The sequence below is a fragment of the Ruminococcus difficilis genome, assembly GCF_016680995.1.
Map to the genome: position 1 here is coordinate 1 of NZ_JAEQMG010000023.1, position 23,289 is coordinate 23,289.

The following is a 23,289-nucleotide window of genomic DNA, read 5'->3' on the forward strand; positions in this document are numbered from 1 at the left end:
CTCGGGAAGAAGTTCAATGAATACCTTTTTCCCACCATCATAAGCTCAATGTCGATTCTGCTCGCCTCGTTCGTGGACGGAATCATCGTCTCGGCGCTTGTCGGTGACGACGCGTTTTCGGCGATAAATCTGGCCGAGCCTGTTGTGCTTTTTATGCAGGCGCTGTTCTTCCTGTTCGGGATCGGCGGCGCGATAAGCATTTCCATCGCGAAGGGACAGCGCGACAACCGCAAGGCGATCGCTCTGTTTACGCTGTCCTTCGCGGCGTCGGTGCTGGTTTCGGTAATAGTTACGATATTGGGAATACTTCTGATTGACCCGATAACCTCGGTGCTCTGCAGCAACGCGGCGCTGTATGACTACGTAAAGCACTACGCTCTGTTCAATATCTTCGGTTCGGTGTTTATGATCGTGGTGCCGTACCTCGTGTTTATTATCCGCGTGGACGGAATGCCGAAGTTTTCGGCAAATATTCTGCTTGTTTCCAACGCCGTCAACCTCCTGATGGACTTGGTTTACATGGGAGTATTCAAGATGGACACCTCGGGCGCGGCGCTGGCGACGGTAACGGGCTATGTGGTCGGCTTTATAATGGAGCTGTATTATCTGATTTTCTTCAAAAAGCGGACGCTGAAATTTGTCGCGGTCAAGGGAAAGGATTTCGGGTATCTCGGCGAGCTGAGTACCAGCGGCATCGCGTCGGTCGTCAACACAATTTTGCTTTTCGTCAAGGCGATCCTGCTCAACCGCATTGTACTGGGAGCAACGGGCGCCGACGGAATGGCTGTGTTCTCGGTGTGCAACTTCACCGTAACCTTTATCTCGATGTTTGTTTCGGGCGGCAGCGACACGATGACTCCGATCGTCAGCCTGCTCTACGGTGAGCGCGACTACAAGGGTATTGATATCGTACTGCGGAAAACATTTTTGTTTGTCAGCGCGGCATGCGCGGTGATTATCGCATTTATCCTGCTGTTTCCGAATCTGTTGCTCGCGATGTTCTCGGTCACGAGCGCCGAGCGCGTGGCAATGGGAATTCCCGCGGTGCGGATATTCTCGCTCAGCCTGATAGGAATGGGTGTGTGCTACGTTACGATGAACTACCTGCAGGCTACAAAGCAAAAGGCGATTTCCGTAATCACTACCTTTCTGCGCGGAATCGTCATTACCGTTCCGCTCGCATACTTTCTCTCCTACAGCTTCGGTATTTCGGGCACAAGCTGGGCGTTTGTGTTCTCCGAAGCGCTGACGGCGGCGATTACCTTCCTGGTTTGCTTTATCGTTTACCGCGTCAAAAAGGACAAGTATACAGGTATCCTTCTGCACGAAAGGCAGACCGAACACAGCGTGCTCTTCGATGCGAGCCTTCGCCCGAACGAGGAACAGGCTGCCGGTATCGCGGACATGATTATAGCCTTCTGCGGCGAGAACGGCGTAACGGGCAAATCAGCCGACTACGCGGGCATTCTCGCTGAGGAGACCGTTGAGCACATCAGGCTGTTCAACGGCGGCGAAAAGCAGCCGCGGATCGATCTGATCTGCCGTATCACAGACGCGGAAATCATTCTTTCTGTGAGGGACGACGGAGAGGCCTTCGATCCTGCAACGGTTGAGGATACAGAGGAAGAATTCACGAACCTGAAAATGATAAAAACCCTGGCGGACAAGGTGAGCTACACCCGCGCGCTGGGACTGAATAATATGCTGATTAAGATTGGGAGGAAATGATGCTTAAGTTTTATTGCTATAACTTCACACAGGAAAAAACCACTCCGCAGATCATCGAGGAAATAAATTATCTCTGTGAGCGCACAAAGCAGTTTGAGAGGGAAGAGGAGATCATGCTCTTCGTATTTGTGCCCGCTGTTTCGCTTGAGGCGGTGTGTGCGGCAATCCCCGATAGAAAGCTCGTCAAGATTTCCTCTCAGAGCTTTTCTGTAACTCCCGTGTCAAATGAGCTGACGCCCGGAAAGCTAAAGGAAATCGGCGCTGATATGGCGATTACGGGACTTGCAGACCGTCGTTATTTCCTCGGCGAAACCGACGAAATGACACGCGATAACCTCGAAACCATTCTCAACCTCGGCTTCAAATCCATGCTCTGCGTCGGCGAAACACGCGAAATGGCGGAGAACGGCACAGCGGCAGAGAAAATCGCCCGTCAGATCAAGACAGGCTACTCGAGGATACCCTACGAGGCGCACTACAGGATCGGCACTATCTACCGCCCGCTTTGGGATTTCACGGGCGGCTATACCGCTGACGGGGACTACACGCTCTCTATGTTCAGAACAATTCGCAGGGCGGTAACGGAAGCTCTTCCGGGTTTCCCGATCGAGATGCCGCTGTTCTACGGCGGTATGCTGAGCACCGAAAAGCTCGCGTCGTATTTTGAGAGCGGAATCATAGACGGCGTATTTTGGGACAGCAAAAATATAACGGCTGACGAGTTCGTCAACGTGATAAATACAATAGGATAATCGGAGGAAGTGTTATGAATATTACAAAACAAGCCGACGGAAACAAACTGATATTATTTCTTGACGGAAAGCTCGACACAGTTACGGCTCCTCAGCTCGACGCGGAACTGAAAGCCGCCTTTGAGGAATACGATACGGTTGAAATCAATATGGAAAAACTGGTGTATATCTCATCCGCGGGACTTCGCGTAATGCACTCGACGCACAAGCGCGTCAGAGCAAGTAAAACCATGCTCATCAGCCACGCGACGGGAACGGTTCTCGATATTTTTGAATCCACAGGCTTTTCCGCATTCCTGAATCTGATATGAAGAGAGAAAAAACGGTCAGAACAGGTAATAAAGAAAAAAGACTGCCTATTGTATTCAGACGGAAGCTGCTCACGGTCACGGCGTTTATAATGCTGTTTTCAATGGCTTTTATCGCCTTGATTACGCCGCTTCTCAAGAATCTGTCGGTGCTGGATATTCTCTCGCCGCAGCTTTCGGAGATCAAGGAAGAGGTCGTATATAATTCCGATTTCATATTTGACGCGGTGAAGAGTATGTTCATGTATGACTCCAAACTGCCCGACGAAGAATTTATTACCTCCACTTTGGAGTATTGGGGATCTCCGCAGTGGTATGTTATCGACGAAAACGGCACTGTTATAATGTCTGATGACAAAAGCAAGATAAATACCACCGTTCCGGAGGATTCTGTAATTGGCGGGTACCACAGAGAGCTTTCGGATACGCAAAAGGGCAGCTGCCGCATCTCGGATATCCCTTCGGAGGATTTTCAATCCGGAAACTGGGAAAAGTACGTAGCCGCTTCACTGGGTAACGGAGCGGTGATGGTGGTCATATTCGATTCCTCTACGTATTATCCGCAGACTGACGGTATAATGGAAAGCGTCTGCAGCTTCAAGACCGTGGGAAAGAACGGCTGCGACCTGATCGTACACCAGGACGGTACAATTATCAGTCCTCCGGAGAAGATAAGGACGGAAAAAAATAATAAGCTGACGCAGTCGGATATTAAAAAACTGCTCTCAGCCGCGCCCGAAAACAGCCTGCTCCAGGTCAATCTGCAGGGAACCGAATACTGCGCGATTTATCAGCAGGCTGACGGCTACTACGCCGTGTCGATAATCTTGAAGAACGAGGTCATGCTGAGTCTGTACATCATCATTTTGGTTTCAATGTTCCTGATGCTTTTGCTGCTGGTAATCGTTTTCCTGCGCGTCAATGGCCTTACAAAGCGGCTGATCGTTGACAACATCGGGAAAATAAACAGCGAGCTTTCAGAGATTACGGGCGGAAACCTGGACGTTGAGATCGACGTAAAGGATAATCTGGAGTTCAGGCAGCTCTCAGACGGCATCAACACCACCGTATCCTCGCTTAAGGGGTACATAGCCAGAGAATCCGAACGCTTCTACAAGGAGCTTGAGCTCGCGCGGGCGATCCAGACCTCAGCTCTGCCGAATGTTTTTCCGCCTTATCCCAACAGGCACGATATTGACGTTTACGCTTCAATGAACCCAGCAAAGCAAGTCGGCGGCGACTTCTATGACTTCTTTTTCATAGACAGCACACACTTTGCTTTCCTTGTCGCGGACGTGTCCGACAAGGGTATTCCCGCCGCGATGTTCATGATGAAGGCTAAGACCATCATCAAATCTCTTGCTCAGGCAAACCGCAGCGCCGATGAGATTATTAGCATCGCCAACAACGCGCTGTGCGAGGATAACGAAGCCGATATGTTTGTGACCCTGTGGTTCGGTATTCTCGACACCGATAAGGGATTAGTGTCGTATATAAACGCGGGTCACTGCAAGCCGCTGATACGCCGAAGCGGCACAGGCTTTGAGTTTGTGAGAGAAAGACCGGACTTTGTTGTCGCGGGAGAGGAGAGCGTTCCTTACACCCGAAGAGAGCTTAAGCTCTGCAGCGGCGACGCGCTGTTTCTCTATACCGACGGCGTAACGGAAGCGGTCGATACATCTGACGAGCTGTACGGCGACGACAGGCTGCGAACTGCACTTAATGCTCATAGCCCGTTGTCCTCGCGTGAGATCTGCGAAATGGTTCACAAGGATTTAAGGCTGTATTCAAACGGCGCAACCCAGACAGATGATATCACGATGCTTGCCGTTGTGTTCAACGGTATGCGCCTGTACAGAGAAATCACCGTTGAGGCGAAGGTCGAAAAGCTCAGCGAGATCAATGCCTTTCTTGAAGAGCTGCTCGACGCTTCGAAGTTTGACATGCGCTCTGCAACTCAGATTTGCGTGATTGCCGATGACATCTGCTCAAACATTGTCTATTACGCCTATCCCGACAAAGACAACGGCATGATGAAGGTAGCCTTTTCGTTTGATCCCAAAAACGACGAGGCTGAGATCACCTTCACCGACAGCGGAATTCCGTTCAATCCGCTCAACGTGCCTGAACCCGATATAAGCAAGATCGAAGAGGGCGAAGAAGGCGGTCTGGGAATTATGCTTGTCAGAAAGTTCAGCGATAAGCTGCTTTATGAGTATTCAAACGGTCAGAATATCCTGAAAATAATAAAGAAACGCAACAGAAACAAAACGGAATGATCGACAGATTCTCCCGGGGAAAAAGTTAAGCAGGTGATGAAATGAAGCTACTGATGATACACGCGTGGAACGAGGACGAATTGTCCTACCGCGGAAAATTCTCGGGAATGCTGTCTTACCCTTCAATGACGCTGGCGGTTCTGTACTCGCTGGTTCCAAAGGGAATTTTTGAGCGCGTCGACACGATCGGGCTTTATTTGTGCCGCTTTGCAGTGCTTACTCCGTATCCCGGGACGCGGCTTTACAGCGATCTGGACAGATAGGGCAGGCTGCAAAAGAGATATATCGGCGGCGTCGGCAAATATTCTGTCAGACCTGACAAGAGCATTTTCACCGAAAAAAATACCTGCCTGTGTCGCTCGTCGAAACAGGGCGCGGCTGCAATCACAACTGTGAATTCTGCTCGATTTCGCGGTTCTACGGCAGCCGTTACCACGCGAGAAGTCACGAGCTTATCGAAGCGGATATCAAAGCCTCACCGTATAAATACTTCTTCCTCGTGGACGACAATCTTGTCGCGAACAGTAGAAACGCGATCGAGCTTTTCCGACGTATTGAGCCGCTGAAAATAAAGTGGGCAGGACAGGGTACGCTTTCCATGGCGAAGGATCCCGAGCTTTTGCGCGCAATGAAAAAACGGCTGCGAGATTATTCTGATAGGGTTCGAGAGCCTTGATAAAGCTAATTTGCAACAGATGAACAAGTCCTTCAACTATGCTCTCGGCGAGCGCGATGAGCTGGTGAAGCGAGTGCACGACGCGGATATAGGAATTTACGCGACGTTTGTGTTCGGCTACGACAACGACGACGAAAGAACGGTTGAGCAGGCGCTGCAGTTTTCAAAAAAACACAATTTCTATACCGCGGCGTTCAATCATCTGCTGCCGTTCCCGAACACAAGGCTGTACGACCGACTTAAGGAAGAAAACAGGCTGATTTACGACAAGTGGTGGCTTGCCGACGGCGACAGCGCGCATATCCTTATCGCCGAGGACACAAAGGAAAACAGGCTTATCGCGGTAGGAGGCGCTGTTGTGCGGACGGAATATCTGGGCGGTGTTCCTTCAAAATGCGCCTGCCTGACGGGTCTTAAGATTCATCACGATTACCGCGGCAGACTGACGTTTATTTCCCGCGCTTACGGATTTATGAAAAAATGCTCCCTTCGGGGAGCATTTTCATTGTTGTTATTAATCGGCGCTCAACATCTGAAATAGCGCTTTGGCGGCAGGCACGGTCATACGCATAGCATCACCGAGTTAAAAATCGTCGGGACGAAGCGTGTAAATCTTTCCGTAATCGCAGTCTATCGCGTAATCTACCGAAAAATCATCGAGGTGGAATACGGCATGACCACTGGGTAAAGGATACGCTGACGTTTCTGAGAAGCTCCATCGCGTCCTGTGCGGAGTTTTCGGGCTTTTTCTCCAGCCATTCATTTATGGTATTGAACCTGAGGCACATCTCCGTCGGATTCTCCTGCGCGTCCTTTGACGAGAGAGCAAAATTGGTGCAGGCGTGACTGTCGGCTACGTTCATCTTATCCTTTTCCCATTCGACGACAACGGACTTTCCGCCCGCGTCGGCTATGAACAGGTGCTGTGTCCAGCCGTGTCCCGAATGTATGTCATACTGCCTGAGCAGTCCGACGGCTTCATCGACATCAGCGGCACGGTCAAGCAGCAGACGTACCGCGACAAGCATAAACAAATCGGGCTTCTCCGTATCCTGATGCAGCTCGCCCATATCGACGTCGAGAATGGAAACGCTGAGTCCTTTTTCGTTCATGCCGTCTACACAGAGATACGGCGACGCGAGAAGGGCGATCTTTCCTTCAGCGCTCGAAAAAGGCACGCCCTGATATTTGCCGATTCCAGCGATGCTGACGTCGGCGGAGGCGATGGAAGCGTAGCTGCCGTCGGGGTGAGTATAGAGCGAGAGCGTTTCAATGCTGTTGAAGTCGAGATTCCTGCCGACCAGATGTTCTACATCGGGAGTCTCCGTGCTGAAAGCGCTGCACGCGTATCTTATCGGGCCTGACTTCATCTGATACCCGAAAAACATATCGTCGCAGATGAACTTCATCAGGTCGTTTTTGCTTTTGATTTCCGATGACAGCGCTTTGTCAAGATGATAGTCCTGTTGGAAGTTCATTGTGTAAAGCTCGTCGGCAACATTTCTGACGCTCAGTATGCTGGCAATGCGTCCGTACAGAATAAATGCTGCCGTGATGATGCCTGCCGTCAGTAATGCGGCAAGGCTCAGCGCTGTGATTTTTATGATTCTCTTTTTTGAAATTCTATTTGTTTCAGACATTTTTCATCACCCTGCTATAATGATAACACGGTAATCTGAAGAGTAATATTTTACATGAGGTTTTCTCCCTCGCCCATTACGGGGATATCTACCGCGGAGGCATTTTCGAGATGAAAGGTCATCAGCTTGTTGCCTGTCTGTTCGTTGTAGATTTTTTCAAGTCCTGCCGCCTTGATCATCTGATCGGCATAGTTGCCGTCGGTTTCAAAAACCGCCTTTCCCGTGTAGCGGAGCCAATGACCGTCGGGCTTGCAGGCAACGATCTCTACAAGAGGATTTGCCTTCATCTGTCTGTACACGTTCTTGAAATCGCCCACACCGAAAATGATTTTGCCGTCAGCCTCCATGTGTGCCCCGAGAGGACGGAGCTTTGGCTGATTGCCGTCTGCGGTCGCCATAAAGAATACGCCTGCTTCATTTAAGAAATCGCTTACCTTGCTCATAAGAACATCTCCTTATTCTGATATTTTTAATACGCTCCGAATACGCCTTGGAACGCTTCTTTTGAGTATAAAATTTTCCCGTCTTTGTCGAGGACTACTATTGAGGATTCATACTTCGTTTCATCGCTTTTGAAATGAATTGTACAGTTGTCGCCGAGAATCATGTCGTCCGCGGAATAGAAGGCATGGTCGGAGTCGATGATTCTGACGATGTATTTGCCCTCGTCAAAGCTGCTTATTTCAACCGTTCTTTTATCTCCCGAATCCAGCTTGGAAATTGTTGCCGTGCCCCATAAGGAGGTTTTGCGGTTCTCTTCTGTCTGCGGAAGAATCCAGATATCGGCTTTTTCAACATCATTGACAAAGGTAACGGAAATCGTTTTATTCGGTTCAGTCATATCGGGTTCACCGTCCTTCTCTTTACATGAAAACAGAACAAAACATGTCATTGCGCACAGTAAAATCAATAGCAGCTTTTTCATGCCTTTTCACCTCTGTGTCATCTCTTTTTTTATAATAACAGATTATAAACCGCTTGTCTATAAACCGCAGCTAAAATACGGAGGTTATTGAAAAAAACCAAAGGGTGATATTTGTGTTGCTTATAATATCTGACTATGATAAAATAATAGACAGTAATATTTTGCAAAGGAGAGTTGCTTCATGAAAATCGTATTACCTGACGCGCAGACCGTCGTTGACAGTCTTGTGAGCGCGGATTGTCTCAAGGAATTCGGCGAGGTAACGGAGTATGGCCTGCTGCGGTATGAGGAGGTCGCCGAGGCAATAGCCGACGCGGATATTGTCATCTGTAACAAAACGGTGATGGATGCTCACAGCATGCGCCTTGCAAAAAAGCTGAAATATATCGGGCTGTTTGCTACAGGCTTCAATAATATCGATGTGGAATACTGCCGCGCGCATGGTATTATCGTATGCAACGCCGGTTCATATTCGACAAACGCGGTTGCCCAGCATACCTTTGCGCTGATTCTGGAGCATTTTAACCGCGTCGCACAGTACAATCAATATGTTCAGGACGGCTTGTGGAAGCGCAGTCCGACTTTTTCACCCTTTGTATATCCGCTCAGCGAGTTGGCGGGAAAGACGCTCGGCATCGTCGGCCTTGGAGCCATTGGTCAGGCGGTTGCAAGAATCGCAAACGCATTTGAGATGCGCGTGCTCGCCTGTAACCGAAGCAGGAAATCTGTCGACGGGGTAGAGCAGGTCGTCTTTGATACCCTTTTGGAACAAAGCGATATAGTTACAGTTCATTGTCCGCTCAATGCCGATTCAAAGGATATGTTTAACCGTTCGGCATTTGCGAAAATGAAACGCGGCGCACTGTTTGTCAACACCGCGCGCGGCGGCGTGATGGTAGAGCGCGACTTGTCTGAAGCGCTGGAAAGCGGTCACCTCGGCGGAGCGTGTATCGACACGCTGCGTGTCGAACCTATGGAGGAGGATTGTGTTCTAATGGGCGCAGGAAACTGCCTTATTACTCCGCACATCGCATGGGCGCCTGTTGAGACCAGACAGAGGCTGATGGGGATTGTAGCAAATAATATCCGCGCGTTTCTGGACGGCAACCCCATGAATGTAGTCAGCTGATAACGTGGAAAGCCCGCAATTTCGCGGGCTTTTTCTGCGTTTGCGGCGTTGTTTGGGATAAGGCTTTTGCTGACATATGTGCAGGTGATATTAAATGCCTGAGGTTGTATTACGGTTTTTGGACAAAATGGAATAAGTGCTTATTTTATGGGGCTCCCTATTGCTATTCGTCGAATTTTTTGATAAAATATACATATAGATGTTTTAGGACAAAGCGATTCTAAAAAGAAAATCACGTATATTGCTAATGTAGGTCTTTCTTGAACGCCTGTTGCTGCATGGCGTTTTTGTTTTGGAAAAGACTGATTACGATCCCGATTCAGGCGCGCACAGAGAGAATTGACATATTCTGCTTGTGACCGATAAAGCGACTGATAGCGATTGTATAACAAAAAAAAGTTAATAAAAAAATTGATGTTAGTCCTAAATGACAAAAATGCGCTCATGACCTCATGATTTGCTTGAAAATCCTTGACTTTTGGGAACCGTAATGATATCATCGTTATGCTAAGAGGAGAGGAATACCCTTTGGTCGTAAAAGGTCAAAACGACCGTTTTTTAGGGTTTTCTAAGATGTTATACAGGGTTGTTTTGTGGTGAGAATGGTCAATCTCATTTTGTTGATACAACCGGTTAGGAAGTGCTTTGATGAATCACATTGATTTGAATAACAAAACAATAATAGTTACCGGAGCCGCAGGCTTTATTGGCGCAAATCTGGTGAAAAGATTGCTGGCTGATGTACCCACGGCGAAGATAATCGGTATTGACAGCGTGAATGATTACTACGACGTAAGGCTTAAGGAGTATCGCCTCGACGAGCTGAGCAGGAATGATTCTTTCACATTCATAAAAGGGAATATTGCGGACAAAGAGCTGATCGAAGCTGTGTTTGAAAAATACAGACCGGATGTTGTTGTAAATCTCGCCGCTCAGGCAGGTGTGCGCTATTCGATCACCAATCCTGACGCGTACATAGAATCCAACTTGGTTGGATTTTTCAATATTCTCGAGGCTTGCCGTAATTATCCTGTCGAGCATCTGGTATATGCTTCAAGTTCATCGGTTTACGGTACAAACAAGAAGGTTCCCTACTCTACCGACGATAAGGTGGATAATCCCGTTTCACTTTATGCGGCAACAAAAAAGTCCAACGAGCTGATGGCTCACGCCTATTCAAAGCTTTACAACATTCCGTCAACGGGACTTAGGTTCTTTACGGTTTACGGTCCTGCGGGACGCCCTGATATGGCTTATTTCGGTTTTACCAACAAGCTTGTTAACGGAGAAACAATCAAGATTTTCAATTTCGGCAACTGCAAGCGTGACTTCACCTTTGTAGACGATATCGTCGAGGGCGTTGTCAGGGTAATGCAGGGTGCGCCCGAAAAGAAAAACGGTGAGGACGGTCTGCCCGTTCCTCCGTATGCAGTCTACAACATCGGCAACAATCAGCCGGAGAATCTGCTTGATTTCGTACAGATTCTGTCTGAGGAACTTGTCCGCGCGGGCGTGCTTCCCGGGGACTATGACTTTGAGTCTCACAAAGAGCTTGTTCCCATGCAGCCGGGCGATGTGCCGATTACATTTGCCGATACAGACGCTCTTGAGAGAGATTACGGCTTCAAGCCAAGTACATCGTTGCGTGACGGCTTGAGAAAGTTTGCAGAGTGGTACAAAGAGTTCTATATGTAAGGATGGTCGAAAATGGATAGTAAGTATACAATTGCGGTCGCGGGAACAGGCTATGTCGGATTGTCGATTGCCACATTGCTGTCACAGCATAACAAGGTTTATGCAGTGGATATCATTCCTGAGAAAGTCGAGCTTATCAACAGGAAAAAGTCTCCGATTCAGGATGATTATATAGAGAAGTACCTCGCAGAAAAGGAACTTGATTTAACGGCGACATTAGACGCGGAAGCGGCCTATAAGGACGCCGATTTCGTAGTGATTGCAGCGCCTACCAATTATGACAGCAAGACGCAGCATTTTGATACCTCGGCGGTTGAGGCTGTTATAAAGCTGGTAATGCAGTACAATCCCAACGCGATAATGGTTATTAAATCCACCATTCCTGTCGGATATACCAAGTCGATCAGAGAAAAGACAGGAAGCAAAAACATTATTTTCAGCCCGGAGTTTCTCAGAGAATCAAAGGCGCTTTACGATAACCTCTATCCCAGCCGCATAATTGTCGGAACGGATATGGCCGATGAGAGACTTGTTGATGCAGCCCATACCTTTGCGGGACTTTTACAGGACGGGGCAATTAAAAAGGATATAGAAATCTTATTTATGGGCTTTACCGAAGCGGAAGCGGTCAAGCTGTTTGCGAATACCTATCTTGCCCTGCGTGTCAGCTATTTTAATGAGCTGGATACATACGCGGAGATGAAGGGCCTTAATACTCAGCAGATCATCGAGGGCGTATGTCTTGATCCGAGAATCGGAACACACTACAACAACCCTTCATTCGGATACGGCGGCTATTGTCTGCCAAAGGATACCAAGCAGCTTCTTGCGAATTATGCCGAGGTTCCCGAAAACCTGATTGAAGCCATTGTTGAGAGCAACAGGACGAGGAAGGATTTCATTTCCAACAGAGTGCTTGAAATCGCAGGGGCTTACGGAGCCGACGCCAGCTATGACAGGGCGAAGGAAAAAGAGGTTATTATCGGCGTATATCGCCTGACCATGAAGAGCAACAGCGATAACTTCCGTCAAAGCTCTATCCAGGGAGTAATGAAGCGCATAAAGGCAAAGGGCGCGACTGTGATCGTATATGAGCCTACGCTTGAAGACGGTTCCACATTCTTTGGCAGCAAGGTTGTAAATGATCTTGAGAAGTTCAAAGCTGTGTCGCAGGCGATCATCGCAAACCGTTATGACAGCTGTCTGGACGATGTAAAAGAAAAGGTTTATACGAGAGATCTGTTTAGAAGAGACTAACAATAGGAGCTGTGCAATTATGAAAGCTGTGATTTTAGCAGGAGGTTTTGGTACCCGTATTTCAGAAGAATCTGTGCTCAAACCGAAGCCGATGATTGAAATAGGCGGTATGCCGATACTGTGGCACATAATGAAGACGTATTCATATTACGGAATCAATGAGTTTATTATTTGCGCGGGATACAAGCAACACTATATCAAGGAATGGTTTGCGGATTATTTTCTGCATACCTCTGATGTCACGTTTGACTTTACAAACGGTCAGAATGAAATGATTGTTCACAACAGAAAAGCCGAACCCTGGAAGGTGACAGTTGTTGATACGGGTTTAAACACCCAGACAGGCGGCAGGGTAAAACGTATCAGGGAATATATCGGTGACGAAACCTTCCTTCTGACCTACGGCGACGCGGTTGGAGATATCAATATCAAGGAACTGATTGAGTATCATAAGACTATGGGAAAGATCGGAACCGTTTCTGTTTATAATTTCGGACAGAACAAAGGCGTTCTTGAGGTTCAGCCTGATGGTACTGTCGGAGCTTTCAGAGAAAAAAGCGATCTGGACGGCGATCTGATAAATATTGGCTTTATGGTTTATGAGCCTCAGTTATTTGACTATATAGATGATGATTCCACAGTGTTCGAAAAGGAGCCGATGGTCAGGCTGGTTGAGGAAAATCAGCTTTGCGCGTACACACACAAGGGCTATTGGCAGTGTATGGATACCCTCAGGGAGAAACAGCAGCTTGAAAAGCTCTGGAATGAAGGCAGGGCACCCTGGAAGCTTTGGAAATAATTGCGGAGGACAATATGGAATTTGACTTAAGTATTTACAAAGGTAAAAGCGTGTTCGTCACAGGGCATACAGGCTTTAAGGGTTCGTGGCTCTGCAAGATCCTTTCGGGTGCAGGCGCGGTCGTAACGGGCTATTCGCTGAATCCGCCGACAGAGCCTTCTCTGTTTGAGATTGCAGGTATCGCGAGCGACATCACCTCAGTGATCGGCGATATCAGGGATTATAAAAGCCTTAAGGCCGCTTTTGACAAGGCGCAGCCCGAAATAGTTCTTCATCTTGCAGCTCAGCCTATTGTCCGCGACAGTTATAAGGAGCCTGCCTATACATATGAGACAAATGTCATGGGCACGGTAAATATCCTTGAATGCGTACGAAACAGCGATTGTGTAAAATCTTTCTTGAATGTTACTACCGACAAGGTTTATCTGAATAAGGAATGGGCATGGGGCTATCGTGAAAACGAAGAGCTGGACGGATTTGACCCGTATTCGAATTCAAAATCATGCTCTGAGCTTGTAACGCACAGCTATAAAAACAGCTTTTTCAGTGACGGCAAAGTGGCTGTATCTACTGCGCGCGCAGGAAACGTTATCGGCGGCGGCGATTTCGCGAATGACAGGATCATTCCCGATTGCATCAGAGCAGCACAAAAGCATGAAGATATTATCGTAAGGAATCCTTTTTCTACAAGACCTTATCAACACGTCCTTGAGCCGCTGTTCGCTTATCTGATGATAGCCGCAAAGCAATATGAAGATAATCGCTTTGCTGGGTATTATAACGTTGGTCCCGATGACAGCGACTGCTTTGAAACAGGCGCGCTTGTCGATTTGTTTATTAAGCACTGGGGCGACGGCATGAAGTGGATTAACCGTTATGACGGCGGCCCTCATGAAGCAAATTTCCTGAAACTGGATTGTTCCAAATTAAAAACGACCTTCGGTTGGCATCCGCGCTGGAACCTTGACAAGGCCATAGAAAAGGTTGTGGAATGGAGCAAGTGCTGGCTGAATAATGAAGATGTGAGGGTCTGCATGGACAGACAGATAGAAGAATTCTTTGATTTGTAGGAGGAGCTATCCATGAAAAACGTCATTATTACGGGAGCAGACGGTTTTGTCGGCAGCTATACGGTTCAGAAGTTCCTTGAAGAGGGAATGAACGTACTTGCAATCGATATTTCCGAAAAACCGAACAGACTCAAAGAGCACAAGAACCTGACCTACTTACAGTGTGACATCAACAATACCGAAAATCTGAAGGCGGCTGTCACCGCGGATAAATATGACACCTTCGTTCATTTTGCATGGGCGGGTTCCGCTGGTACGGCGCGTATTGATTATGAGCTTCAGATGAAAAACGCGCTTACGACCGTTGAATGCGTAAAAGCTGCAAAGGAGCTTGGCTGCACAAGGTTTGTATGCGCCGGAAGTATTATGGAGTATGAAGTCGAGGCAGCTGTTCATACCCAGGAAAGCAGACCCGGTATGGGTTATATTTACGGTATGGGCAAGCACATAGCGCATTGCATGAGTAAAGCTGTTGCGGCAAATATCGGTATCGACCTTGTATGGCCGATGATAACCAATGCTTACGGAGCAGGCGAGCTGTCGCCGAGATTTGTTAATACAACTATCCGCAAGATTATCAATAACGAGCCGCTGCAGTTTACGGCTGCAACTCAGAATTATGATTTTGTGTATGTTACCGATGTCGCAAACGCGTTTTATCTTATCGCGAAAAACGGAAAGCCGTTCTGTGAATATATGATTGGAAGCGGAAACGCCAAGCCGCTGAAGGAATTCATTTACGAGATGCAGCAGGCTCTTGCTCCCGATACTGTTCCGCTGTTTGGCGACGTACCGTTTACGGGCACTAATATGCCGCTTGAAACCTTCAGCACGGAGAATACCGAGAAGGATACAGGCTTTAAGCCGGCGGTCAGCTTTGCAGAGGGAACAAAAATGACAATGGATTGGCTGAAAACGATCTGACGGAGGAAAAATGGTACAGAAATTTGATTTTCAGGAGCTTGAGCTTAAAGGAGCTTATTTGATAAAGCCTTTCTTTGCCGATGATAACAGAGGCGGTTTTGTCAAGGATTACAACATAGATACCTTCAAGGCAAACGGCATCGACCATGAGCTGAAGGAGGTCTTTTATACAATATCAAAGCGCGGCGTAATCAGAGCCACTCATTTTCAGCTTGTTAAGCAGCAGGCGAAGCTCGTTCGCTGCGTCAGCGGCCATGTATACGACGTAATTGTTGATTTGCGTCCCGATTCTCCTACTTTCGGACAATGGAGAGGTTTTGACCTTACAGGAGAAAACATGAACTGTCTGCTTGTACCGCAGTATTTCGGTCACGGCTATCTTGTAATTGAGGATTCCGTAGTGAGCTACAAGTGCGGCGAGGTATTCTACGGTGAGGGTGATTCCGGGATTATGTACAATGATCCCGATATCGGAATCAAGTGGCCTTTTGAACTCATCGGCGGCGAGGAAAATCTTATAATCAGTGAAAAGGATAAGAAGCTGATGAGCTTCTCTGATTATAAAAAAATAATAAATCGGAGATGAGTTACTATGAATATAGTATATTCAAGCAGTGATTCTTATGCGGAAATATGCGGAATATCCATTACGTCATTATTTGAGAATAACAAAAGTGTTGATAAGATAACGGTTTTTATTATAGACAATAATATTTCCGAAGTAAATAAAGAAAGACTGCAGAAAACCGCGAAAAAATATATGCGCGAATTAGTGTTTGTACCAAAGATCGATCTGGAGAAGATTGCAAACACACAGATATATGTCGGCAGATGGAATATCGGTACTTTTTTCAGGCTTTATCTGTCATCAATACTGCCAAGGGAAATTGACCGGGTAATTTATATCGACTGCGATATGATCGTTCGCAAGCCGCTTGATGACGTATACAACCTTGATTTGGGAAAATGCTCCGTTGCAGGAGCGGACGACTGCAGAAGCGATCTCTACCGCATAGAAATCGGCTGTGATCCGGGAACTGTATACATCAATAACGGCTTCATGCTTATTGATTTGAAAAAATGGAGAGAAGAGGGAACCGAAAAAGAATTTACTGAGTTTATCTCTCAGAGAAAAGGTGACCTCACATATATGGATCAGGCTCCGCTTAACGGAATTCTGGGAAGCAAAAACAAAATATATGAATTGTCTCCGATATATAACGCCCAAAGAGTGTTCTTTGATTTCTCGTTCGATGAGCTGATGCGATTGAGAAAACCCGAACATCACCTGAGCGCTGAGGAATACAACGAGGCCGTAACAGATCCGGTAGTTGTTCATTTCACTCCTGTGTTTATTTCCGGAACAAGACCGTGGCAAATAAAGGATAATCACCCTTTTACGCCTGAATACAGACATTATAAGTCAATATCGGAATGGAAGGACGAGCCGTACCGCAAGGACGACAGAAAGAAGAAAAAGAAGATAATGACTGTTCTGTGCAAAATCTGTCCGAGACCTCTTATGATTTCAATTATGTCTTATCTGCATGCAGTCTGGTATCCGAAGAAAAGAATCAGTATCCGTGATAAAAATATGAAGGGTGATTGACCTGATGGATAAGATTATTGTTGCAAATTACAGATATTATGTTTCCGGAGGACCGGAAGTGTATATGTTCAAGTTTATGGAGAACTGTCAGAGGATCGGTTATGAGCCGGTTCCGTTTTCCGTAAATTATTCACAGAATAAGCCTTCGGAATATTCAAAGTATTTTATAAGCAGCCGCGGCGGGGACAGCGTTTATTACGACCAGATCAAAAAAACGCCTTCCTCTGTTTACAAGACTCTGCGCGGCGCTTTTTATAATAAAGAAGCGGTAAAGAATCTTAACGAACTGATTGATAAAGAAAATCCCAAAGTGCTGTATGCGCTTCAGGTAATCAACACGCTTTCGCCGAGCATCTTTAAGGCGGCAAAAAAAAGAGGCCTGAAGGTTGTACACAGAATATCGGATTTTAACCTTGTATGTCCCAGAAATGATTTTCTGATGGGCGAAGATGTATGCGAACTATGCCTTGGCGGAGATCTCAATAACGGCATTAAAAACAGATGTTATCACGGTTCAAAGGCGGCTTCCGTCATAAGATGCCGGTCGATGAAATATCACAGATCGCACGACCTGTACAAGTATGTCGACTATTTTGTCACACCAACTGAGTTTACGAGAAAAAAACTCATTGAGGGTGGATTTGACGCCTCAAAAATCGTAAAAATCAATACGTTTATTGATTCGGAAAAGATTGTTCCCGATTATTCAAATGAAGGATATCTTCTGTTTCTGGGAAGGCTTGTGCCTGAAAAAGGAGCGAAGTATGCAGTCGAGGCAATGAAATACTTAAAGAAATATCCGGATCTGAAATTAAAGATTACGGGTGAGTTGACCGAGCGCGATTCCGAAATAAAAAAACTGATTGAAGATAACGGCTTGGCAGAGAGGGTTGAGTTTGTCGGATTTAAAAGAGGCAGCGAGCTTGCCGAACTGATTTCAAAATGCATTTGTTTGTTGTGTCCGGCAATATGGTACGAAAATATGCCTAATACTGTACTGGAAGCGTATGCCTACGGAAAACCTGTTATAGCTTCCGACATAGGTTGTTTTTCGGAGATTGTGGAAGATCATGGAACCGGGCTTCTTTTTGAGCCTAAAAATCCAGAGGATCTGGCTGATAAGGTAATGGAAATATTATCCGGTAACAAAGTGGTCGAATTCGGAAAAAACGCAAGAAAAAAAGTTGAAACCGAATATACTCCGGAGATGCATTTTTCAATGCTTGGCAAGTTATTTAATTGAGGTGAGCAATATATATGGACAATGGTATAAGAATATCGGTATCAAAACTTCAACAAACCCTGTTGATGCTGTTTGTTTTGGCACCGTTTTTATTTCCCACAGGATTGCAGTACTCCTCAAGCTTTGCGTTCTTTTTTGACGTCATTCTGTATTATTGGAGAATTGCCGCGTGCGGAACCAGTCTTTTATTGTTTTTTTACAGGAGCTTCAAAAAGCAAATCACACTTCCCACGGTATTGTTTTTTATATGCATCTGTTCGCTGTTCTTTTCAACGATTATTCAGCACGCCTCAATCAGCTCATTTTTATCGGCATGGGGCGGTTTCTTTTGCTTTTATGTAGGCGCTGAGATTTTTTTAAACAAGTGTCCGGTTCTGTTATGCAAGGTAATGAAGGGCTGGCTGGAAATCATTGTAATAATTAATTTGATCACTCTTGTGGTATTTCCCGGCGGAATCCCGATGGACAGAATTGTTTATTTGGGTGCGGATTCATTATACGTATGGTTTTGGGGATTTAAGAACAGCATCTGTAACCTGATAATTCCTTATTACGCATTTTCAATGACGCTCAATTATTTGATGCAGAAAAAAGGCAGATTTCCGCTGCTGTTTCCGTCAGTTTTGAGCCTTGTTACAGCGATTCTTTCACATTCAACTACGCTGCTGGTTTCTGTAATAGCCATAATTGTTTTGCTCCTGTTAAAAAATTTGAAAGTAATAAGAACTCATATTAACCCTAGAAACATGGCTGTTATCGGCGTTTGCTTTTCTGTTCTTATTGTATTTTTCAATATTCAGAATAATTTTTCATGGCTGATTGAAGGCGTTCTGGGAAAAGACTTGTCATTATCAAACAGAACGCTCTTATGGGGATACGCGCTGCAGGATATCTCCCGGTCGCCGTTCTTCGGATATGGAGTTCAGACATCGACGACATTTGGTCTGACAAGATACGCTCTCGCGTTCAGCCATTGCCATAACGCAATATTGACCCTTTTGTATCAGGGCGGACTGATCTCTTTGATTTCTTACGGCGTATTTTTTGTATATTCAATTTTTAAATCGGAGTCTGATTCCGTGTTGGGCTATGATTACGGTTTACTGCTTTTTATTCAGCTGATCATTCATATATCAGGTTCAATTACAGGTGTTGGCTTGTTTCTGATTTTAATTTTGATTTCTAATATGAATAAGCTTGAAATGATAAGAGCAAATCATAATTCTTTGGAGAGAGTAAATGAAAAAAGCCATTAATAACACTCGTAATCTGAATCTGGATTTTGTGCGCGGAGTAGCGTGCCTGCTGGTCCTTCTGTATCACTACACTTTCAGGTTTTTTGAAGTAATCAATCAGGATAATCCATGGCCGGTACAAGTATCTTTTGGATACATGGGTGTTTCTGTTTTCTTTATGTTGAGCGGGTATTTTTCAATCAAATACACGAAGGAGTCAACAGGGCTTCGATTGTTTTGCTTTAAAAAGTTTCTCAGACTGTTTCCCGCGTATTGGGTCGCGCTGATTTTGACGGGTATTATTACATATTTCTTTCTTCCCGAAAGAGCTGTATCATGGATTGATTTTGCCATCAACTTCACAATGCTCGAATCCTTTTTCGGAGTCGCGCCTGTAGACGGAGTATATTGGACTTTGCAATATGAACTGCTGTTCTACTTGTTTACTGCTTTGGCTGTTATCGTATTCAAGAAGAAAAAGATTATTCCGCAGATATCGTTGGTATGGTTGTTTATTTTAATTATAAGGGATTTTATAAATATCGATGTTGTCGGAAAATTCGTCGATAAATTCATGATTGCAAAATATGGACCGATATTTATTTTGGGATATTTGGTTTATTTCTTGCTTGAAACAAAAATGAAAAGATGGAAGAGAATACTTATTTATTTTGAGATTCTCCTGTCGTTTTATTATTTATGGAGACATCTGGGATTAGAGTATTTTATTTTTATCATATTAGCTTTTGCTTTTCTGATAGTGACGGTATGCCTGTCCTCTAAGGGGCAGACCGGCAATAAAATCGTCAACAAAATAATTCACCCGTTCACATTTATTGCAGGAATTTCGTACCCGCTATATCTGGTTCATCAGAATATAGGATGTGCAATCATTAAAACGATAGGGTACGATCAGGCTTTTGGCGAATTCGTATTGATAATACCGATTGTTGTTTCAATTTTGTTGGCTTATTCAATAAACAGATGGATTGAAAAACCGATTAATTCTTATTTTAATAAGAAGCGTCAAATAAAGGAGGGGCACCTCAACAATGGAACAAAATAGCCCGGAAAAAATACAGGGAGATTCCGTAAAAAAGAATCTATCCTTTCAGTTTATATATCAAGTGCTCATTCTTGTTCTGCCGTTAGTTTTGGCGCCGTATCTGACAAGAACGCTGGGCGATACCGCCTTGGGCGTGTATTCATATTCTTATTCTATCGGACAAATATTTGTGGTTCTTGCAAATTTGGGAATCTCAAAATACGGTCAAAGAATAATCGCTGAAAAAAAAGGAAACGTCATTGAGCTGAGGAAGGTATACTGGAGCTTATTTACGGTTCATGCCGTTGTATCCGCTTTTGTCTTTGCGGCATATATGGTCTTTGCGTTTGCCTGCGGCGGCAATGACAGGGTTGTTTTCCTGCTTCAGGGTTTTTATGTTCTTTCTGCTTTTTTTGACATTACTTGGTTCTATTACGGAATAGAAAAATTCAATGGCGTGGTGATCCGTAACACTATTGTTAAAGCCGCGGAATTCGTACTTATTTTCCTGTTTGTAAAGAGTCCGGACGACCTCTGGAAGTATACCCTGATAATGGCTTTGTCCATATTGCTCGGAATGGTGGTACTTCTTCCGCCCACTTTTAAATACGTAAAACCTATCCGTTTTTCGTTTGCGGACTGCAAAATGCAAATATCTCCGTTGATGGTGCTGTTTATCGCTTCTGTTGCAACCTTGTTGTTTACGTTTTTTGACAAAACGCTCCTTGGCATATTCTCTACAAAGGAGAATGTCGCGTATTATGAATATTCAAACAAGATTGTTCTTGTACCCAGAACAATTGCAACAGTAATTAGTACCGTCATGTATTCGCGGGCTTGTGTTTTTATCAGCAGGAATGAATTATCCGAAGCAAAGAAATACAGGACGTTTTCATTGCTGTTCATTTATTTCATTTCGTTTGCTTCAATTTTCGGACTGTTGTCTGTCGGAGATCTGTTTGTAAACATATACTACGGAGAAAGCTTTCTGGAGTGCGTCGGAATCATTAATATGCTGAGCAGTACTATTCTCATAGTCGCTCTTGCGGACGTTGTGAGAACACAGATACTCATTCCCATGCACAAGGACAAAGAGTATATGATAATCACAATAATTTCCGCGGTACTGAATGTTGCTGTTTCCATGCTGCTTCTCGGACCGTTAGGAGTATACGGAGTGGTTATCGGCTCGATCCTCTCAGAAACTATTTCTTTGGTGCTGATTTCCTTGATTTGCAGAAAACAGATAGATTGGAAAGAAGCGTTTGTATTGGCTGTGCCGTTTGTTATCATCGGTATTGCAATGTATTTTTCTGTCAGACTTGTTACGCTTTTCATTTCCGATTCATTGTTTACACTGCTGATAGAAGTTCTTGTGGGTGCTTTTGTTTATATCTCACTTTCGGCTGTATATCTGTTGTTTATTTATAAAGACAAAGAAACAATCAGAAATATAATCAGAAATTTGTTATTAAAATTCAGGAGAAAGAAAAAATGAAAAAACTGATTAAAGCAATCATTCTAAAGGTCTTTTTCGGAAATTCATTTGCCAGAAAGGGCGTTAAATTCGGCAAGGGTTCCTATATCCGCGAGCATGCGCAGATTGGCGGCGGAAAACATATCAGGTTAGGTACGCATACCAGAATTTCACCGTACTCAAGACTGATGTGTTTTGAGAATATCTCCGGAGAAAAGCTTGAACCGGAATTGATTATCGGTGACAATGTTTTTATAGGCAGAAATATTACAATCAGTTGTTGTAACAGAGTTGAGATTGGTGAAGATACCTTGATAACCGGATACTGCTTTATCGGAGATTCGGAACATGGAATGGATCCCGAGTGCGGAAAGCGGTATGAAGCTCAGCCTATGATAAGAAAAGCGACAAAAATCGGTAAAAACTGTTTCCTTGGGGAAAAAGCTGTTGTTCTTCCCGGCGTCGAGATAGGTGATAACTGTATTATCGGTGCGGGAAGTGTAGTGACCAAATCATTTAAGAGTGATTGTCTGCTTGCAGGTAATCCTGCGAGAGTGATAAAAAAATATAATTTTGATACAAATGAATGGGAAAGGTGTTAGGTCGATAATATGAAGGGTATAATTCTTGCGGGAGGCAGCGGTACGAGGCTTTATCCTATGACGAAGGTTACATCCAAGCAGCTTTTGCCTGTTTATGACAAGCCTATGATTTATTATCCGCTTTCAACTTTGATGCTGGCTGAAATCAAGGATATTCTTATTATCTCTACACCTCAGGATACGCCGCGGTTTGAAGCGCTGTTGGGTGACGGAAGCCAGTTTGGAGTTAATTTGTCCTATGCTGTCCAGCCATCTCCCGACGGACTTGCCCAGGCGTTCATTATCGGTAAGGATTTTATCGGCGACGACAGCTGCGCCATGATTCTTGGAGATAACATTTTTTACGGCAACGGCCTTTTCAGGCTGATGAATGACGCAAAAAAAGCTGCTGAAAACGGAAAGGCGACAGTTTTCGGATATTATGTAAAGGATCCTGAGAGATACGGAATCGTTGACTTTGACAAAGACGGCAATGTTCTTTCGGTAGAAGAAAAGCCGCAGAATCCGAAAAGCAACTATGCGATTACGGGCCTGTATTTTTATCCGTCAGGCGTTGCCGAAATGGCGGAGGAAGTAAAACCGTCCGCAAGAGGCGAATTGGAAATTACCACGTTAAATGATATGTACCTGACTGAGAATAGTCTGAATGTCAAGCTGTTAAGCAGAGGCTTTGCGTGGCTTGATACAGGAACCATGGAAAGCTTGCTGCTTGCGTCGGATTATATTCATATGATTGAAGAACAGCAAGGCGTTATGGTTTCGGCACCTGAGGAAATTGCCTTCAGGTATAAATGGATAGACGCCGGACAGTTGATGGCGTCTGCTGAGATGTACGGCAAATCTCCGTATGGAGAACATCTGAAATCAGTGGCAGAAGGAAAACTGAAATAAATTAT

The 23,289-nt window shown here is 45.3% G+C and carries 24 protein-coding genes; 21 read left to right on the forward strand and 3 right to left on the reverse strand.

Translation table 11 applies throughout. The features are described 5' to 3' along the window. From JKK62_RS01295 to JKK62_RS01325, 7 genes are all read left to right on the forward strand, one after another. Positions 1 to 1,728, forward strand: a 1,728-nt coding sequence (locus JKK62_RS01295; RefSeq protein WP_201426609.1) for an MATE family efflux transporter, incomplete at its 5' end; no start/stop codon positions are given. Continuing rightward, positions 1,728 to 2,480 carry a triose-phosphate isomerase gene (locus tag JKK62_RS01300; protein ID WP_201426610.1) on the forward strand — a complete coding sequence of 251 codons (753 nt, stop codon included), beginning with the start codon at positions 1,728 to 1,730 and terminating at the stop codon, positions 2,478 to 2,480. The genes JKK62_RS01295 and JKK62_RS01300, both read left to right, overlap by 1 nt. A 14-nt stretch (positions 2,481 to 2,494) precedes the next feature. Beyond that, positions 2,495 to 2,791 (forward strand): STAS domain-containing protein, encoded by a 297-nt coding sequence (locus JKK62_RS01305; protein ID WP_201426611.1) that lies wholly within the window; start codon positions 2,495 to 2,497, stop codon positions 2,789 to 2,791. Beyond that, positions 2,788 to 5,067, forward strand: a complete 2,280-nt coding sequence (locus JKK62_RS01310; protein ID WP_201426612.1) for a SpoIIE family protein phosphatase — start codon at positions 2,788 to 2,790, stop codon at positions 5,065 to 5,067. The genes JKK62_RS01305 and JKK62_RS01310 overlap by 4 nt, the downstream gene beginning before the upstream one ends. Positions 5,068 to 5,108: 41 nt before the next feature. Then, positions 5,109 to 5,330 (forward strand): hypothetical protein, encoded by a 222-nt coding sequence (locus JKK62_RS01315; RefSeq protein ID WP_201426613.1) that lies wholly within the window; start codon positions 5,109 to 5,111, stop codon positions 5,328 to 5,330. Positions 5,331 to 5,419: 89 nt separating this feature from the next. Next, positions 5,420 to 5,743 carry a radical SAM protein gene (locus JKK62_RS01320; RefSeq protein WP_201426614.1) on the forward strand — a complete coding sequence of 108 codons (324 nt, stop codon included), beginning with the start codon at positions 5,420 to 5,422 and terminating at the stop codon, positions 5,741 to 5,743. A 19-nt stretch (positions 5,744 to 5,762) separates the two neighbouring features. Then, positions 5,763 to 6,284, forward strand: a complete 522-nt coding sequence (locus JKK62_RS01325) for a radical SAM protein (RefSeq protein WP_201426615.1) — start codon at positions 5,763 to 5,765, stop codon at positions 6,282 to 6,284. Between the two features lie 112 nt (positions 6,285 to 6,396). On the opposite strand, the gene JKK62_RS01330 is transcribed toward JKK62_RS01325, so the two are convergent. Genes JKK62_RS01330 through JKK62_RS01340 form a run of 3 tightly spaced genes read right to left on the reverse strand, consistent with a single transcriptional unit; the run spans position 6,397 to position 8,275 of the window. Continuing rightward, positions 6,397 to 7,383, reverse strand: a complete 987-nt coding sequence (locus tag JKK62_RS01330) for a carcinine hydrolase/isopenicillin-N N-acyltransferase family protein (protein ID WP_201426616.1) — start codon at positions 7,381 to 7,383, stop codon at positions 6,397 to 6,399. Positions 7,384 to 7,433: 50 nt separating this feature from the next. Further along, complete coding sequence (locus tag JKK62_RS01335; protein ID WP_201426617.1) at positions 7,434 to 7,826, reverse strand: pyridoxamine 5'-phosphate oxidase family protein; 393 nt, start codon at positions 7,824 to 7,826, stop codon at positions 7,434 to 7,436. Positions 7,827 to 7,852: 26 nt separating this feature from the next. Further along, positions 7,853 to 8,275 carry a YtfJ family protein gene (locus JKK62_RS01340; protein ID WP_201426618.1) on the reverse strand — a complete coding sequence of 141 codons (423 nt, stop codon included), beginning with the start codon at positions 8,273 to 8,275 and terminating at the stop codon, positions 7,853 to 7,855. 214 nt (positions 8,276 to 8,489) lie between these two features. On the opposite strand from JKK62_RS01340, the gene JKK62_RS01345 reads away from it, so the two are divergent. From JKK62_RS01345 to rfbA, 14 genes are all read left to right on the forward strand, one after another. Next, positions 8,490 to 9,437 (forward strand): D-2-hydroxyacid dehydrogenase, encoded by a 948-nt coding sequence (locus tag JKK62_RS01345; protein ID WP_201426619.1) that lies wholly within the window; start codon positions 8,490 to 8,492, stop codon positions 9,435 to 9,437. A 648-nt stretch (positions 9,438 to 10,085) separates the two neighbouring features. Then, a complete protein-coding gene (locus JKK62_RS01350) occupies positions 10,086 to 11,132 on the forward strand; it encodes an NAD-dependent epimerase/dehydratase family protein (protein WP_279380589.1) in 1,047 nt (348 codons plus the stop codon). 12 nt (positions 11,133 to 11,144) lie between these two features. After that, positions 11,145 to 12,389 carry a nucleotide sugar dehydrogenase gene (locus tag JKK62_RS01355; protein WP_201426620.1) on the forward strand — a complete coding sequence of 415 codons (1,245 nt, stop codon included), beginning with the start codon at positions 11,145 to 11,147 and terminating at the stop codon, positions 12,387 to 12,389. A gap of 19 nt (positions 12,390 to 12,408) precedes the next feature. Next, positions 12,409 to 13,188, forward strand: a complete 780-nt coding sequence (gene rfbF / locus JKK62_RS01360; protein WP_201426621.1) for a glucose-1-phosphate cytidylyltransferase — start codon at positions 12,409 to 12,411, stop codon at positions 13,186 to 13,188. A 14-nt stretch (positions 13,189 to 13,202) separates the two neighbouring features. Then, positions 13,203 to 14,258: a CDP-glucose 4,6-dehydratase gene (rfbG, locus tag JKK62_RS01365; protein WP_201426622.1), complete on the forward strand. Its 1,056-nt coding sequence runs from the start codon at positions 13,203 to 13,205 to the stop codon at positions 14,256 to 14,258. Positions 14,259 to 14,270: 12 nt separating this feature from the next. Beyond that, complete coding sequence (locus JKK62_RS01370) at positions 14,271 to 15,182, forward strand: NAD-dependent epimerase/dehydratase family protein (protein ID WP_201426623.1); 912 nt, start codon at positions 14,271 to 14,273, stop codon at positions 15,180 to 15,182. Between the two features lie 10 nt (positions 15,183 to 15,192). Continuing rightward, positions 15,193 to 15,768, forward strand: coding sequence for a dTDP-4-dehydrorhamnose 3,5-epimerase (gene rfbC / locus JKK62_RS01375; protein WP_201426624.1), 576 nt, complete (start codon positions 15,193 to 15,195; stop codon positions 15,766 to 15,768). A 6-nt stretch (positions 15,769 to 15,774) separates the two neighbouring features. Further along, positions 15,775 to 16,791 carry a glycosyltransferase family 8 protein gene (locus tag JKK62_RS01380; protein ID WP_201426625.1) on the forward strand — a complete coding sequence of 339 codons (1,017 nt, stop codon included), beginning with the start codon at positions 15,775 to 15,777 and terminating at the stop codon, positions 16,789 to 16,791. Positions 16,792 to 16,795: 4 nt separating this feature from the next. Next, positions 16,796 to 18,034, forward strand: coding sequence for a glycosyltransferase family 4 protein (locus tag JKK62_RS01385; protein ID WP_201426626.1), 1,239 nt, complete (start codon positions 16,796 to 16,798; stop codon positions 18,032 to 18,034). A 14-nt stretch (positions 18,035 to 18,048) separates the two neighbouring features. After that, positions 18,049 to 19,290, forward strand: a complete 1,242-nt coding sequence (locus JKK62_RS01390; protein ID WP_201426627.1) for an O-antigen ligase family protein — start codon at positions 18,049 to 18,051, stop codon at positions 19,288 to 19,290. Then, a complete protein-coding gene (locus tag JKK62_RS01395; RefSeq protein WP_201426628.1) occupies positions 19,274 to 20,335 on the forward strand; it encodes an acyltransferase family protein in 1,062 nt (353 codons plus the stop codon). Before JKK62_RS01390 ends, JKK62_RS01395 begins: the two co-directional genes overlap by 17 nt. Further along, on the forward strand, positions 20,322 to 21,812 hold the full coding sequence (locus tag JKK62_RS01400) for an oligosaccharide flippase family protein (protein ID WP_201426629.1): 1,491 nt from the start codon (positions 20,322 to 20,324) through the stop codon (positions 21,810 to 21,812). The genes JKK62_RS01395 and JKK62_RS01400 overlap by 14 nt, the downstream gene beginning before the upstream one ends. Beyond that, on the forward strand, positions 21,809 to 22,393 hold the full coding sequence (locus JKK62_RS01405; RefSeq protein WP_201426630.1) for an acyltransferase: 585 nt from the start codon (positions 21,809 to 21,811) through the stop codon (positions 22,391 to 22,393). The genes JKK62_RS01400 and JKK62_RS01405 overlap by 4 nt, the downstream gene beginning before the upstream one ends. Positions 22,394 to 22,402: 9 nt before the next feature. After that, positions 22,403 to 23,284, forward strand: coding sequence for a glucose-1-phosphate thymidylyltransferase RfbA (rfbA, locus tag JKK62_RS01410; RefSeq protein ID WP_201426631.1), 882 nt, complete (start codon positions 22,403 to 22,405; stop codon positions 23,282 to 23,284). Positions 23,285 to 23,289: the final 5 nt, after the last annotated feature.